Source organism: Acidovorax sp. AC410 (assembly GCF_979253235.1).
Genome location: NZ_CEEDCG010000001.1, coordinates 833,353 through 847,794, shown reverse-complemented (window position 1 = coordinate 847,794; position 14,442 = coordinate 833,353). Strand labels below are relative to the sequence as shown.

Below are 14,442 nucleotides of genomic sequence, written 5' to 3'. Positions count from 1 at the left end.
TTTTCCAGGAGCCCTGCGCGTGACCTTCAGCACCGAATCCGACCTGTCGGGCACCATTGCCCGCCTGTTTGTCTATCCCATCAAGTCCTGCGCCGGCATCGAGGTGCGCGAAGCCCTGCTCACCGAAACCGGCCTGGACCTGGACCGTGCCTGGATGGTGGTCGACCCCGAGGGCCAGTTCATCACCCAGCGCGAGTTGCCGCGCATGGCGCTGATCCGCCCCCAGCTCAAGAGCGAGGAGATGGTGCTGCGCGCCCCCGGCATGCTGGCCCTGCACGTGGGCATCGACGTGGTGGAAGAGCCCATGACCGTGACGGTATGGCGCGACACCGTGCCCGCCTGGGACATGGGCCCCGTGGCGGCCCAGTGGTTCACCGACTTCCTGGGCACGCCCTGCCGCCTGGTGCGCTTCGACCCCGAGGTGCGCCGGCTGTCGAGCATGGACTGGACGGGCGGGGTGGAGGTGCCCAACCAGTTTGCCGACGGCTTTCCGGTGCTGGTGGCCAGCGAGGCCTCGATGGACAGCCTCAACGAGCGCCTGGCCGCCGCCGGCCACGCGCCCGTGGGCATCGAGCGCTTTCGCCCCAACGTGGTGCTTGCCGGCGTGGAGGCGCACGACGAGGACCGCGTGGACCAGATCCGCATCGACGCCGAGGGCGGCGAGCTGCAGCTGGTGCCCGTCAAGCCCTGCGCGCGCTGCCCCATCCCCGACATCGACCCCACCACGGCCGAGAGCACCCCGGTCGTGGGCGACACCCTGCGCAGCTACCGCCAGGACAAGCGGCTCGATGGCGCGATCACCTTCGGCATGAACGCCATCGTGCGCCAGGGGGCGGGCCAGATGCTGCGCGTGGGCCAGCGCGTGGCGGCCGATCTGCGCTTCGATTGAGGGCTTGTCCGGGGTGCGTGGAGTGGGGTGCGCGGCGGGCCCGTAAAATCGGGGTTTGTCTCCCGAATTCCAGAAAGCCCTGCCATGAGCCTCCAATGCGGCATCGTGGGCCTGCCCAACGTCGGCAAGTCCACCCTCTTCAACGCGCTGACCAAGGCCGGCATCGCCGCCGAGAACTACCCGTTCTGCACCATCGAACCCAATGTGGGCGTGGTCGAGGTGCCCGATCCGCGCCTGGCCCAGCTGGCCAGCATCATCACGCCCGAGCGCATCGTGCCGGCCATCGTCGAGTTCGTGGACATCGCCGGCCTGGTGGCGGGTGCCAGCCAGGGCGAAGGCCTGGGTAACCAGTTCCTGGCGCACATCCGCGAGACCGATGCCATCGTCAACGTGGTGCGCTGCTTTGAGGACGACAACGTCATCCACGTGGCCGGCCGCGTGGACCCGATCTCGGACATCGAGGTCATCCAGACCGAGCTGTGCCTGGCCGACATGGGCACCGTGGACAAGGCGCTCAACCGCTACAGCAAGGCCGCCAAGTCGGGCAACGACAAGGACGCCGCCAAGCTGGTGACGCTGCTCACGCGCATCCAGGCCGCGCTCAACGAAGGCAAACCCGCCCGCTCGGTCGAGATCACCAAGGAAGAGCAGCCGCTGCTCAAGTCGCTGTGCCTGATCACGGCCAAGCCCGCGATGTTCGTGGGCAACGTGAGCGAGGACGGCTTCGAGAACAACCCTTTCCTGGACCGCCTCAAGGAATACGCTGCCAGCCAGAACGCGCCCGTGGTGGCCATCTGCGCCAAGATGGAAGCCGAGATGGCCGAGATGGGCGACGAGGACCGCGACATGTTCCTGGCCGAGATGGGCCAGACCGAGCCGGGTCTGGCCCGCCTGATCCGCGGCGCCTTCAAGCTGCTGGGCCTGCAGACCTACTTCACGGCCGGTGTGAAGGAAGTGCGCGCCTGGACCATCCACATCGGCGACACGGCGCCCCAGGCGGCCGGCGTGATCCACGGCGACTTCGAGCGCGGCTTCATCCGCGCGCAGACCATCGCCTTCGACGACTACATCGCCCTCAAGGGCGAGCAGGGCGCCAAGGATGCGGGCAAGATGCGCGCAGAAGGCAAGGAATATGTCGTCAAGGACGGCGACGTGCTGAACTTCCTGTTCAACGTCTGACCCCTGGCAGATTCCCTGGCAGGCGCTCCTGGCTCCTGCCCCGCATCCCTGCAGTGCCCCGTGCCTTGCAGGGATTTTTTTCATATGCATCCGGCGATGCGCCGTGTGCCGATGCCTTGATGGACCCATGAACACCGGAATCCTCTACGCCAGCCTGGCCTATGTCGCCTGGGGCCTGTTGCCCCTGTACTTCCGCCAGGTGGCTGACGTGCCGGCGCTCGAAGTGGTGGTGCACCGCACCGCCTGGGCGCTCATGTTCCTGCTGGTGGTGCTGGGCCTGCGCCGGCAGTGGGCCTGGCTGCCGGCGCTGCTGCGCCAGCCGCGGGTGGTGCTGGCCTTCGGGCTGTCGGCGCTGCTGCTCTCGTCCAACTGGCTGACCTATGTGTGGGCGGTGCAGAACCAGCATGTGGTGGATGCCAGCCTGGGCTACTTCATCCTGCCGCTGGTCAACGTGGCCATGGGTTTTTTCTTCCTGCACGAGCGGCCGCGGCGCGGGCAGTGGGCGGCGGTGGCCGTGGCGGCCGCTGGCGTGCTGTGGCTCACCGTGCAGACCGGCCGCCTGCCGTGGATTGCGCTGGTGTTGGCACTCACTTTTGGTGTCTACGGCCTGCTGCGCAAGCTGGCCCCGCTGGGCGCGCTCGAAGGCCTGACGCTGGAGACGCTGATGCTCGCGCCGCTGGCTTTTGGCGCCATGGCCTGGTGGGGCTGGCAGGGCCAGGGCGTGCTGGTGCAGGGCGATGCCGCCGCCATCGGCTGGCTGGCGCTGGCGGGGCCGCTCACGGCCATCCCGCTGCTGCTGTTTGCCGCCGGTGCCCGCCGGCTGCCCCTGGCCACGCTGGGCATCCTGCAGTACATCTCGCCGAGCCTGCAGTTCGCGTTGGGGGTCTGGCTGTTCCATGAGCCCCTGCAAGCGTCCCGGCTGGCAGGTTTCGTGCTTATCTGGGCGGCATTGCTCGTCTACAGCCTGGAGGGCTGGTGGCAACTGCGCGTCGGCGCCGCCGTGGCGGCAGGCCGCTGATGCGGTCGCTACTGGAAAACACGGGGGTGATGGCGATAGGCTGTACCTAAAATACCGGGTCCCGTGATCGGGACCCTCGACTGGGGGGCGCGCGCCATAGGTGTGCGGCAAGCCCTGCTGGCTGTCCATTGACTGAAAAAACGAACGTTTCCAACCAAGTGTACAGACCACCATGGGCGCCACCTCCCCTTTCACGACGCTCTTCGGGCGCAAGAAGCCGCTGTTTGCCAACACGGACGCCTTTCCGCTGACAGATGCCATCCTGGAGTTCGATGACTCCAGCGACGAGACGGCCGCCGCACAGCGCCACCACTCGCGCCGCGAAATGGACCTCTCGGGCCAGCCGCGCGACAGCGCCGCCGCACGGCGCTGGTGGGTGGCCAGCGGCCTGATCGCGCTGTACTTCCTGGCCCTGTTGGGCTTTCATGCCATGGACCTGGTGCAGGCACGCACCGTGTTCGTCGCGCTGGCGCTGGTGGCCGTGTGCGTGCCGGGCTTTGCCCTGGCGTTTGCGCTGGGGCTGCACCACCGTGCCAGGGAAAAGCAGCTCAAGCTGCCCATTTCCATGGTGGCCTGCGCGGGCCTGCTGCTGATCTGCTACCTCGACCCCATCCTGCAGATCCTGATGGCGCCCTTCGCCTTCATCGTCGTGGCCTATGCCATGTACCGGGTGTCGGGCCGGGCGCTCATGGCCCTGGCCGGCATGCTGATGGGGGGCTACGCCCTGGTGATTGCCATGCACTATGCAGAGCAGGGCAACCCGGCGCTGCTGCGGCTGGAGCTGGCGCACTGGCTGGCGCTGGCGCTGGCGCTGCCGGCCTTCATCCTGCTGATCGGCAAGGTGCAGAAGCTTCACCGCGTGCTGCACCGCGCCAGCCGCAAGATCCGCAACATCCAGGAAGACGCCCAGCGCGACACGCTGGTGGGCTGCTTCAACCGGCGCTACACGGTGGCCGCGCTCGAAGAGCAAAAGCAGCTCGCCGATGAGAGCGGCATCCCGCTGTGCCTGGCGGTGATCGACCTGGACCATTTCAAGCGCATCAACGACGAGCTCGGCCACCTGGGCGGCGACGAGGTGCTGCGCACCTTCTCGCGCGTGGCGCAGGACAACGTGCGTGCCGGCGATATCTTCGGGCGCTACGGTGGCGAGGAATTTCTGCTGATCTTCCCGGGCACCTCGCTGCTGCCCGCGCTCAACACCTGCGAGCGCATCCGCGCCCACGTCGAGTCGCACGCCTGGACCGGCGCGCTCAAGAGCCGCGTGTCGGTGTCCATCGGCGTCACGCAGTACATCCTGGGCGAGTCGGTGCTCGAGTTCTTCTCGCGCGCCGACACCGCCATGTACATGGCCAAGGAAGGCGGGCGCAACCAGGTGGTGGTGGAGGAGCCCGTCTCCAAGGGCGACTCGTCCATCACGCCCCTGGGCACCGAGAAGGATTTCCTGGGCACCCCCGCGCCCTGATCGCTCGGTCGTTCGCTCGATCAGGTGCCGATCTGCCCCGGCATGAAGTGCAGCAGCACCGTGGTCATCACCAGGTAGCGCATGAACTTGCCCACGGCCATGTAGGCCAGGCAGGGCCAGAACGGCAGCTTGAGCCAGCCGGCCACGGCGCACAGCGGGTCGCCCACCACGGGCAGCCAACTGAGCAGACAGGCGCGGGCGCCGAAGCGTTCCAGCCAGGCCAGCGCGCGCACGTTGGTGGCATGGCCGCGGGCCTTGTCCACCGCCTTGTGGGCCCCGAGACCCATCCACCAGCTGACCCCGCCGCCCAGGGTATTGCCCACCGTCGCCACCAGAATGGCGGGCCAGTACATCTCCGGGTTCAGCTTGATGAGGCCGAACACCGCCGGCTCGGAGCCCAGCGGCAGCAGCGTCGCCGAGATGAACGAAACGACGAAGACGGTGCTCAGGCCGAACTGCGGCAAGGCCAGCCATTGCATCAGCTGGTGCATCCATATTTCCATGCACCAGAGTTTAGGGGCGCACCACGCACGATGAACCGGGTGAAGGTTCCGTCCTACACCGGTGCGCGCCATCGGCGCATGGCCCCTGGCGGGGGCTGTTTGTATCGTTCATGGACGCTACCGCTCAAGCAGGAGGCCCCCATGCACACCATCCCCCGCACCCCCACCGCACACCACCGCAGTCCCTGGCTGTCGCTGGCGGCGGCTGCACTGCTGGCAGCCTGTGTGCAGAGCCCGCAGGCGGCGGTGCCCCAGCCAGCGCCACCCGGCGCGGCCAGCGTGGTGCAGGAGCGTGGTTGCGGTGCCTCCGGCCAGCCAGCCGCCCTGCGCTCCCTGGAAGAAGGCCTCAAGGCCCAGGGCCTGGCACTCAAGGCGCAGTGCAATGCAGGCACCGGTGCCTGGGTGGTGCAGGTGGTCGTGGTCGACGGTCTGCGCGCCAGCAAGCTCGTGCGCGGCCCTCTGGCCGACGGTGGCGAGGTGGACATGGGCACGCCGTCCGGTGTGCTGACGGCGGCCACGCAGAACTTCTCGCCCGACGTACACCACAACCGCCAGTGGCTGCGCGCGCTGATGGCGCGCCACCAGTTCGACAACCTGCCCGACGCTTGGTGGCACTATGCCCAGCGCGGCCTGCCTGTGCAGGCTGGCGACACCGACCTCGCGGCCCGCTGACAGGGGCGTCCCCTGGGGGCAGGGGCGGTGTGTTGCACTGCAGCACAAGTCGGCGTCAAAAGTCGCGCAGATTTCATTTGCTGAAATTTTAAGCAGGTACAATCCTGCCTCCTTTTTCGGCAATCGCGACGTTCGCGCACTCCCCATCTTTCCATGCACATCGGCCACATTCCTTTGGCGAACCAGCTGTTCGTCGCCCCCATGGCGGGCGTCACGGACCGGCCCTTCCGCCAGTTGTGCAAGGCGCTGGGGGCGGGCTACGCCGTGAGCGAAATGGTCACGTCGCGCAAGGACCTGTGGAACAGCCTCAAGACCTCGCGCCGTGCCAACCACGAAGGGGAGCCCGGGCCGATCGCGGTGCAGATCGCCGGCACCGAGGCGCAGATGATGGCCGAGGCCGCGGTCTACAACGTGGAACGTGGCGCGCAGATCATCGACATCAACATGGGCTGCCCGGCCAAGAAGGTGTGCAACAAGTGGGCGGGTTCCGCCCTGATGCAGGACGAGGCGCTGGCCGTGTCCATCGCGCAGGCGGTGGTCGAGGCCTGTGCGCCGCACAAGGTGCCCGTCACGCTCAAGATGCGCACCGGCTGGTGCCAGGAGCACAAGAATGCCGTGGCGCTGGCGCGCCAGTTCGAGGCCGTGGGCATCCAGATGCTCACGGTGCATGGGCGCACGCGCGAGCAGGGCTATAAGGGCCACGCCGAATACGACACCATCGCCGCGGTGAAGGCAGCGGTGCGCGTACCGGTGGTGGCCAATGGCGACATCACCTCGCCTGAGAAGGCGCGCGAGGTGCTGGCGGCCACCGGCGCCGATGCGATCATGGTCGGCCGGGCGGCCCAGGGGCGGCCGTGGATCTTCCGCGAGATCGGGCATTTCCTGGCCACGGGCGAACACCTGGCACCACCGCTGGTGGCCGAGGTGCGGCGCCTGCTGCTCGAACATCTGCACGACCACTACCGCCTGTATGGCGAGCTGACCGGGGTGCGCAGTGCGCGCAAGCACATTGCGTGGTACCTGCGCAGCATGCCGGGCGGCGAAGCTTTTCGACAACACATCAACACCATAGAGGACTGCGCGGCCCAGTGGCAGGCGGTGGCGGACTACCTGGATGCCCTGGCGCAGCAGATGGACCGCTTTCCCGCCGCCAGCACATTGGCCGCCGACGCAGACCCCAGCGAAGAACAAGAGGGATTGGCTGCATGAGCAAGAAACATATTGAAGAATGCGTGCGCGAGAGTCTGCAGGGCTACTTTCGCGACCTGGGCGGCGAGACGCCCGATGGCATGTACGACATGCTGGTGCGCGTGGTCGAACGCCCGCTGCTGGAGGTCGTGATGCAACAGGCCGACAACAACCAGTCGCGCGCCGCGGAATGGCTGGGCCTGAACCGCAACACCCTGCGCAAGAAGCTGGTGGAACACAAGCTGCTCTGACCCGCTGTACCGGTGCTTGCCGGCGCCCTTTGCCACCAGTGCAGTTGCCGGCAACTGCACCCCACCCGATTCCAAACTCCCTTACCGACCTGCCATGAACGCACTTCTTTCCGTCTCCGACAAAACCGGCATCGTTGAATTCGCCCAGGCGCTGCATGCCCTGGGCATCAAGCTGCTGTCCACCGGGGGCACGGCCAAGCTCCTGGCCGACAAGGGCCTGCCCGTGACCGAAGTGGCCGAGGTCACGCAGTTCCCCGAGATGCTGGACGGCCGCGTGAAGACCCTGCACCCCAAGGTGCATGGCGGCCTGCTGGCGCGCCGCGAGCTGCCCGAGCACATGGCCGCGCTCAAGGCGCATGGCATCGACACCATCGACCTGCTGGTGGTCAACCTCTACCCCTTCGAGTCCACTGTGGCCAAGGCTGGCTGCACGCTGGCCGATGCCATCGAGAACATCGACATCGGCGGCCCCGCCATGGTGCGCAGCGCCGCCAAGAACTGGAAGGACGTGGGCGTGCTGACCGACGCCTCGCAGTACCCGGCCGTGCTGGCCGAGCTCCAAGCCGCGGGCAAGCTCTCGGACAAGCTGCGCTTTGCGCTGTCGGTGGCCGCGTTCAACCGCATCGCCCAGTACGACGGCGCCATCAGCGACTACCTCTCGTCCGTCAGCTTCGAGGAAGACAAGCTGTCCGAAACCTACGTGCCTGCGCGCGCCCAGTTCGCGGGCCAGAGCAACGGCATCTTCACCAAGGTACAGGACCTGCGCTACGGCGAGAACGCCCACCAGCAGGCCGCGCTGTACCGTGACCTGTACCCCGCACCTGGCTCGCTGGTCACCGGGGTGCAACTGCAGGGCAAGGAGCTGTCGTACAACAACATCGCCGATGCCGATGCCGCGTGGGAATGCGTCAAGAGCTTCGAGGCCCCGGCCTGCGTCATCGTCAAGCACGCCAACCCCTGCGGCGTGGCCGTGGGCCTGGACGCGCTGGACAGCTATGGCAAGGCCTTCCAGACCGACCCCACCAGCGCCTTCGGCGGCATCATCGCCTTCAACCGCCCGGTGGACGGCAAGGCCGCGCAGCAGATCTCCAAGCAGTTCGTCGAGGTGCTCATGGCCCCGGACTTCACGGCCGAGGCGCTCGAAGTCTTCAAGGCCAAGGCCAATGTGCGCCTGCTCAAGATCGCGCTGCCGGCCCACGGCGGTACGACCGACTGGCAGCGCGGCCGCAACGCCATGGATGCCAAGCGCATCGGCTCGGGCCTGCTGCTGCAGACCGCCGACAACCAGGAGCTGTCGCTGATCGACCTCAAGGTGGTGACCAAGAAGCAGCCCACGCTCGAAGAGATGGAAGACCTTCTGTTCGCCTGGAAGGTGGCCAAGTATGTCAAGAGCAATGCCATCGTCTTCTGCAAGGGCGGCATGACCATGGGCGTGGGCGCCGGCCAGATGAGCCGCCTGGACTCGGCCCGCATCGCCAGCATCAAGGCCGGTCATGCCAACCTGAGCCTGCAGGGCACCGTGGTGGCCAGCGACGCCTTCTTCCCCTTCCGCGACGGCCTGGATGTCGTGGTCGATGCCGGTGCCACCTGCGTGATCCAGCCCGGCGGCTCCATGCGCGACAACGAAGTCATCGATGCCGCGAACGAACGCGGCGTGTCCATGGTGTTCAGCGGCGTGCGCCACTTCCGCCATTGAGGAGCGCGGGAGGCCGCAGGCCTCCCGGCATGGATGCACCGCAATGCAAAAGGCCAGGGCCTGGAGGAAACTCCAGGCCCTGGCCTTTCTTCGTGGGCAGCTCTTTTCAGGTGCCGAAGTCCATCGGCAGCCCCACGTAGTTCTCTGCCAGCGCGGTGGATGCGGCGCGCGAGTGGATCAGGTAGTCGAGCTCGGCCTCCTGCATCTTCTGGCCGAACTCGCCGGTGTCCGGAAAGCGGTGCATCAGTGAGGTGAACCACCACGAGAAGCGCTCGGCGCGCCAGACGCGGCGCAGGCAGCGGTCCGAATAGGTGTCGATGCCGGCATCCGACTTCTCGCCGTAGTGGTCGGCGAAGGCATTCCACAGGTAGCCCACGTCGCTGGCCGCCAGGTTCAGGCCCTTGGCGCCGGTGGGCGGCACGATGTGGGCCGCGTCGCCCGCCAGGAACAGGCGGCCGAAGCGCATGGGTTCGGCCACGAAGCTGCGCAGCGGCGCAATGCTCATCTCCAGCGCCGGGCCGGTCACCAGGTTGGCCCGCGCCTCGGGGTCGAGGCGGTTGCCCAGCTCGGCCCAGAACTGGTCGATGCTCCAGTTCTCCACCTTGTCGGTATCGGGCACCTGCAGGTAGTAGCGGCTGCGCGTGGTGCTGCGCATGCTGCACAGCGCAAAGCCACGCTCGGTGTTGGCGTAGATCAGCTCGTGCGAGACGGGCGGCACGTCGGCCAGCACCCCCAGCCAGCCGAAGGGGTAGACGCGCTCGTAGGTCTTGAGCGCATCGGCCGGCACGCTGGCGCGGCACACGCCGTGGTAGCCGTCGCAGCCAGCAATGAAGTCGCAGCTGATCTCGTGCGTCTGGCCGTCCTTCTCGTAGGTCACGCGCGGCTTGCCGCCGTCGAAGTCGTGTACGCGGACGTTGCCGGCTTCGTACACGGTGACCAGGCCCGCGGCGGCGCGTGCATCCATCAGGTCGTGCGTGACCTCGGTCTGGCCGTACACCGTGACGCGGCTGCCGCCGGTCAGTGCATGCAGGTCGATGCGGTGGCGCTGGCCCTTGAACAAGAGCTCGATGCCGTCGTGCGGCAGGCCCTGGGCATGGGCGCGGGCGCTCACGCCGGCCTTTTCCAGCAGGTCCATGGTGACCTGTTCGAGCACGCCGGCGCGGATGCGGCCGAGCACGTAGTCGGCGCTGCGCTGCTCGATGATGACGGCGTCGATGCCGGATGTGTGCAGCAACTGGCCGAGCAGCAGGCCGGCCGGGCCGGCGCCGATGATGGCAACCTGGGTACGCATGGGTGAACCTCGCAAAGCTGGGGAAGTGAAGGCCCCGAGCACCGGCTCGAAGGCATGGCCCAAGCGTAGGTTGATGCAGGTCAACGCGGGGTGCCGCCCGGCCGGTTGCGTGCGATGTATGGACGCTTTGTGCGATCATCGCGCAATCCTTGCCGTGCTGATCGCTTTACCGACCATGACCTCCAGCGCCACCCCCATCGCCAAGGCCGACCTCATCGAGGGCATGGCCAAGGGCATGGCCGTGCTGGAGAGCTTCGACACCGAGCGCCAGCGCCTCAATGCCTCGCTGGCGGCGCAGCGCACAGGGCTCACGCGGGCGGCGGCGCGCCGGCACCTGCTCACGCTGGCGCACCTGGGTTATCTGGAGAGCGATGGCAGCTATTTTTGGCTGGCGCCCAAGGTGCTGCGCTTCTCGGGCAGCTACCTGGCATCGGCCCGGCTGCCGCGCGTGCTGCAGCCCACGCTCAACCGGCTGGCCGCGCAGACGCAGCAGTCCTTCTCGGCCGTGGTGCTCGACGGCAGCGAGGTGGTGATCGTGGCGCGCAGCGGCGTGTATGGCGCACCCTCGCGCGTGCTGGCCTATGGCCTGCACCTGGGGGCCCGGCTGCCGGCGCACCCCACGTCCACGGGGCGGGTGCTGCTGGCGGCGCTGCCGGCGGTGGCACTTACCGCCTGGCTCAAGGGCGCCACGCTGCAGCGGCTCACGCCGCATACCCTCACCCAGGTGGGCCCGCTGCGCCAGGCCATCGCGCGTGCGCGGCGCGACGACTATTGCCTGGCGGTGGAAGAGCATGAGCTGGGCGTGCATGCCCTGGCCGTGCCGCTGCGCAACCTGCAGGGGCAGACCGTGGCGGCGCTCAATGTGGTGGCCTCGCCCAGGCAACTGGACGAGGGCAGCCTGCAGAGGGAGATGTTGCCCTTGCTGCAGGAAGCCGCGCGCGAACTGCGCGGCCTGCTTTGAGTGCCTACTTCGCGAGAAGCTTGAACACTTCGCGCGCAGCCGCCACCGTGGCGGCGATGTCGTCCGCGCTGTGGGCCGCGCTCACAAAGCCGGCCTCGTACAGCGCCGGTGCTATATAGATACCGCGGTCCAGCAGCCCATGGAACAGCTGGTTGAAGCGCGCGCTGTCGGTGGTCAGCACCTCGGGGTAGCTCTGGGGCAGCGTGGGCAGGAGGAAGAAGCCGAACATGCCACCTTCGCTGTCGGCGCAAAAGGGCACGCCCTCGGCAGCGGCAGCAGCCTTGAGGCCATCCACCAGCGACTGGGTGCGCGCCGACAGGGCGTCGAAGAAGCCGGGCTTGGTGATCTCGCGCAACGTGGCCAGGCCGCAGGCCGTGGCCACCGGGTTACCCGACAGGGTGCCCGCCTGGTACACCGCGCCGATGGGGGCCAGGTGCTCCATGATGGCGCGCGGCCCGCCGAAGGCGGCCAGCGGCATGCCGCCACCGATCACCTTGCCCAGCACCGTGATGTCGGGCTTGAAGCCGGGGATGTCCTTTGCGTACACGCCCTGGGCACTCGTGAGGCCGACGCGGAAACCGGTCATCACCTCGTCCAGCACCAACAGCGCGCCGTATTCGGTACACAGCTCGCGGCAGCGCTGCATGAAGGGCACGCTGGCGCGCACGAAGTTCATGTTGCCGGCAATCGGCTCGATCATCAGGCAGGCCAGTTCCTTGCCGTGCAGGGCGAAGGCTTCTTCGAGCTGGGCGACATCGTTGTATTCCAGCACCAGGGTGTGCTGCACCACCTCGGGCGGCACGCCCGCGCTGGTGGCGTTGCCGAAAGTGGCCAGGCCCGAGCCGGCCTTGACCAGCAGCGCGTCGGCATGGCCGTGGTAGCAGCCGTTGAACTTGATGATCTTGCTGCGGCCCGTGGCGCCGCGCGCCAGGCGGATGGCGCTCATGCCGGCCTCGGTGCCCGAACTGACCAGGCGGATCATCTCCATCGAGGGCACCAGACCGATGATCTCCTCGGCCAGCTCCACCTCGCGCTCGGTCGGCGCGCCAAAGCTGAAGCCTTCGAGCGCCGCCTTCTGCACCGCCTCAAGCACGGCCGGGTGGCCGTGGCCCAGGATCATCGGGCCCCAGGAGCCGATGTAGTCGATGAAGCGCTGGTCGTTGGCGTCCCAGAAATAGGCGCCCTGGGCGCGCTTGACGAAGCGCGGCGTGCCGCCCACGGCCTTGAAGGCCCGCACGGGCGAGTTCACGCCGCCGGGGATGAGCGCCTTGGCGCGTTCGAAAAGGGGGATGTTGAGGTCAGTGCTTGGTGTCATGGGGGGGCATCACGAAGCCTTCGATGGCTGCTGTGTCGTCAATCGGTGCGTCATCGTCCCCGTCCTCGTCATCGGGCTGGGCCCAGAACATGCGGTCGGGCACGATGTGCCCCATTCCGGGGCGAAAACCGGCGTCCAGGCAGCGGTCCAGGTAGCCCAGCGCCTCGCTGGTGGCCTCGCCCAGGTCGTTGCCGCTGGCCACCAGGGCCGTGAGTGCGGCCGACAGGGTGTCGCCCGCGCCCGAGAACGTGGCGTCGAACAGCTCGAACTTGCCGCTGCCCAGCACCGTCTGCGGCGAGGCCAGCACGTTCTCGACGAATTGCTCGGGCAGGGGGATGCCGGTGACCAGGGTGTAGGGCACGCCCATCTCCGAAGCGGCCCGGGCAATGTCGCGCGCGGTGGGGCTGCGGTCGCTCTTCCAGTCCGGCAACAGCCAGCGCCACAGCGTACTGTGGTTTCCTACCAACACTGAGGTCTGCGGCAACAACAGCTCGCGGAAGGCGTCCAGGTACTCGTCGATCTGCTCTTCCGTCCACCAGGACAGGTTGGGCATGTACGCTATCACCGGGACTTCATCATAGTCTGTGGTTATTTCGGCGATGGCGCTGATGTTCTCCGGGCTGCCCACGAAACCCACCTTGATGGCCTGCACGGGCATGTCTTCGAGTACCGCCCGGGCCTGCTCGGAGACGGCCTCGTCGTCGAAGCTGAAATGGTCGAATATCTGCGCCGTATCACGCGCGTAGGCGCCTGTGACCACCGCGATGGGGTGGCCACCGACGGATGCGATGGTGGTGATGTCGGCCGTCAGGCCACCCGCACCGCTGGGATCGCTGGCGTTGAAAACGAGCACGCAGGCCGGGCTCGCTTCGTCGCCGGATTCGTCATCGGCGTGTTCGGTGTCGGGAGGGGGAAGTGCGGAAGATGTCATGGGCCAGTGGCAGCATAGGGGGTGGCAAGGAAGCCGCAGCCCGGGGAGATGACTAGATACAATCGTTGCATTCTATGTGAAGGCCCTTTAAGCTGTGATCGACTCTAAAACTTGGATGTGTTTGATCTGCGGGTGGATTTATGACGAGGCAGAGGGTGCGCCCGAGCACGGCATTGCCCCCAACACTCCATGGGACCAGGTGCCCATGAATTGGACCTGTCCTGAGTGTGGCGCCCGCAAGGAAGATTTCGAGATGGTTCAGATTTGATGCGCGGCTCGGGCCGCGCTGTTTGTTTTTCCATCGGGAGCATTAGCAATTGACTACAACAGGCGCATCTTTCAAAGTGCTCGTGGTGGATGACAGCAATACCATCCGCCGAAGCGCCGAGATTTTTCTCAAGCAGGGGGGGCACGAAGTCTTGTTGGCAGACGACGGCTTTGATGCTTTGGCGAAAGTGAACGATTACCAGCCGCAGCTGATTTTCTGTGACATTCTCATGCCCAAGCTCGACGGGTACCAGACCTGCGCGATCATCAAGCGCAATGCCCGCTTCGCAGATACCCCAGTGGTGATGCTGTCCTCGAAGGACGGCGTATTCGACAAGGCGCGCGGGCGCATGGTCGGCTGCCAGGAATATCTCACCAAACCGTTTACCAAAGACCAATTGCTGCAGGCTGTGCAGCAATTTGGCAATGCCCAACAAGGAGCGATGTAATGCCCATCCAGAAAGTTCTGGTCGTCGACGATTCGAAGACCGAGTTGATGTTTCTGACGGACCTGCTGCAGAAAAAAGGCATGCAGGTGCGCACGGCCGAAAATGCCGAAGAAGCCTTCCGCCGCTTGGCCGAAGACAAGCCCGACCTGATCCTCATGGACGTGGTGATGCCTGGCCAGAACGGCTTTCAGCTCACGCGTGCCATCACCCGTGATCCGCTGTACGCCGACGTGCCGATCATCATGTGTACCAGCAAGAATCAGGAGACCGACCGGGTCTGGGGCATGCGCCAGGGTGCGCGCGGCTACATCACCAAGCCGGTGGATCCCGCCGAGCTGCAGGCCAAGATTGACGCGCTGAACTGAGGCAG

16 protein-coding genes are annotated in these 14,442 nt (G+C 66.8%); 12 read left to right on the top strand and 4 right to left on the bottom strand.

Translation table 11 applies throughout. The annotated features are described in order from the left end of the window. Nucleotides 1-19: 19 nt before the first annotated feature. The 4 genes from AC0IZS_RS03895 (at nt 20) to AC0IZS_RS03880 (ending at nt 4,548) form a co-directional block, all read left to right on the top strand. Complete coding sequence (locus tag AC0IZS_RS03895; protein ID WP_471634442.1) at nt 20-889, top strand: MOSC domain-containing protein; 870 nt, start codon at nt 20-22, stop codon at nt 887-889. Between the two features lie 84 nt (nt 890-973). Next, nucleotides 974-2,068: a redox-regulated ATPase YchF gene (gene ychF / locus AC0IZS_RS03890; protein WP_471634441.1), complete on the top strand. Its 1,095-nt coding sequence runs from the start codon at nt 974-976 to the stop codon at nt 2,066-2,068. 127 nt (nt 2,069-2,195) lie between these two features. Further along, on the top strand, nt 2,196-3,086 hold the full coding sequence (rarD, locus tag AC0IZS_RS03885; RefSeq protein ID WP_471634440.1) for an EamA family transporter RarD: 891 nt from the start codon (nt 2,196-2,198) through the stop codon (nt 3,084-3,086). 172 nt (nt 3,087-3,258) lie between these two features. Beyond that, nucleotides 3,259-4,548 (top strand): GGDEF domain-containing protein, encoded by a 1,290-nt coding sequence (locus AC0IZS_RS03880; protein ID WP_471634439.1) that lies wholly within the window; start codon nt 3,259-3,261, stop codon nt 4,546-4,548. A gap of 20 nt (nt 4,549-4,568) precedes the next feature. Here AC0IZS_RS03880 and AC0IZS_RS03875 read toward each other — a convergent pair whose 3' ends face one another. Next, on the bottom strand, nt 4,569-5,039 hold the full coding sequence (locus tag AC0IZS_RS03875; RefSeq protein WP_471634438.1) for a YqaA family protein: 471 nt from the start codon (nt 5,037-5,039) through the stop codon (nt 4,569-4,571). Nucleotides 5,040-5,192: 153 nt separating this feature from the next. Between AC0IZS_RS03875 and AC0IZS_RS03870 the strand changes: the two genes are divergently transcribed. The 4 genes from AC0IZS_RS03870 (at nt 5,193) to purH (ending at nt 8,858) form a co-directional block, all read left to right on the top strand. Next, nucleotides 5,193-5,723 (top strand): D-Ala-D-Ala dipeptidase, encoded by a 531-nt coding sequence (locus AC0IZS_RS03870; protein WP_471634437.1) that lies wholly within the window; start codon nt 5,193-5,195, stop codon nt 5,721-5,723. A gap of 153 nt (nt 5,724-5,876) precedes the next feature. Continuing rightward, complete coding sequence (gene dusB / locus AC0IZS_RS03865) at nt 5,877-6,932, top strand: tRNA dihydrouridine synthase DusB (protein ID WP_471634436.1); 1,056 nt, start codon at nt 5,877-5,879, stop codon at nt 6,930-6,932. Beyond that, complete coding sequence (locus tag AC0IZS_RS03860; RefSeq protein ID WP_015015597.1) at nt 6,929-7,162, top strand: Fis family transcriptional regulator; 234 nt, start codon at nt 6,929-6,931, stop codon at nt 7,160-7,162. The genes dusB and AC0IZS_RS03860 overlap by 4 nt, the downstream gene beginning before the upstream one ends. 94 nt (nt 7,163-7,256) lie before the next feature. Further along, a complete protein-coding gene (gene purH / locus AC0IZS_RS03855; protein WP_471634435.1) occupies nt 7,257-8,858 on the top strand; it encodes a bifunctional phosphoribosylaminoimidazolecarboxamide formyltransferase/IMP cyclohydrolase in 1,602 nt (533 codons plus the stop codon). 106 nt (nt 8,859-8,964) lie between these two features. Here the strand turns inward: purH and pobA are convergent, their stop codons facing one another. Beyond that, a complete protein-coding gene (gene pobA / locus AC0IZS_RS03850) occupies nt 8,965-10,149 on the bottom strand; it encodes a 4-hydroxybenzoate 3-monooxygenase (RefSeq protein ID WP_471634434.1) in 1,185 nt (394 codons plus the stop codon). 175 nt (nt 10,150-10,324) lie between these two features. Between pobA and AC0IZS_RS03845 the strand changes: the two genes are divergently transcribed. Beyond that, nucleotides 10,325-11,110: an IclR family transcriptional regulator domain-containing protein gene (locus AC0IZS_RS03845; RefSeq protein ID WP_471634433.1), complete on the top strand. Its 786-nt coding sequence runs from the start codon at nt 10,325-10,327 to the stop codon at nt 11,108-11,110. Between the two features lie 4 nt (nt 11,111-11,114). On the opposite strand, the gene hemL is transcribed toward AC0IZS_RS03845, so the two are convergent. Together hemL and thiD are read right to left on the bottom strand one after the other, a co-directional pair. Continuing rightward, nucleotides 11,115-12,425, bottom strand: coding sequence for a glutamate-1-semialdehyde 2,1-aminomutase (gene hemL, locus AC0IZS_RS03840; protein ID WP_471634432.1), 1,311 nt, complete (start codon nt 12,423-12,425; stop codon nt 11,115-11,117). After that, complete coding sequence (gene thiD, locus AC0IZS_RS03835) at nt 12,409-13,356, bottom strand: bifunctional hydroxymethylpyrimidine kinase/phosphomethylpyrimidine kinase (RefSeq protein WP_471634431.1); 948 nt, start codon at nt 13,354-13,356, stop codon at nt 12,409-12,411. The genes hemL and thiD overlap by 17 nt, the downstream gene beginning before the upstream one ends. Nucleotides 13,357-13,450: 94 nt before the next feature. Between thiD and AC0IZS_RS03830 the strand changes: the two genes are divergently transcribed. Genes AC0IZS_RS03830 through AC0IZS_RS03820 form a run of 3 tightly spaced genes read left to right on the top strand, consistent with a single transcriptional unit; the run spans nt 13,451 to nt 14,437 of the window. After that, nucleotides 13,451-13,624 (top strand): rubredoxin, encoded by a 174-nt coding sequence (locus tag AC0IZS_RS03830; protein WP_082604130.1) that lies wholly within the window; start codon nt 13,451-13,453, stop codon nt 13,622-13,624. A gap of 49 nt (nt 13,625-13,673) precedes the next feature. Continuing rightward, nucleotides 13,674-14,072, top strand: a complete 399-nt coding sequence (locus tag AC0IZS_RS03825; RefSeq protein ID WP_034692846.1) for a response regulator — start codon at nt 13,674-13,676, stop codon at nt 14,070-14,072. Beyond that, nucleotides 14,072-14,437 (top strand): response regulator, encoded by a 366-nt coding sequence (locus AC0IZS_RS03820; protein WP_007853160.1) that lies wholly within the window; start codon nt 14,072-14,074, stop codon nt 14,435-14,437. Before AC0IZS_RS03825 ends, AC0IZS_RS03820 begins: the two co-directional genes overlap by 1 nt. Nucleotides 14,438-14,442: the final 5 nt, after the last annotated feature.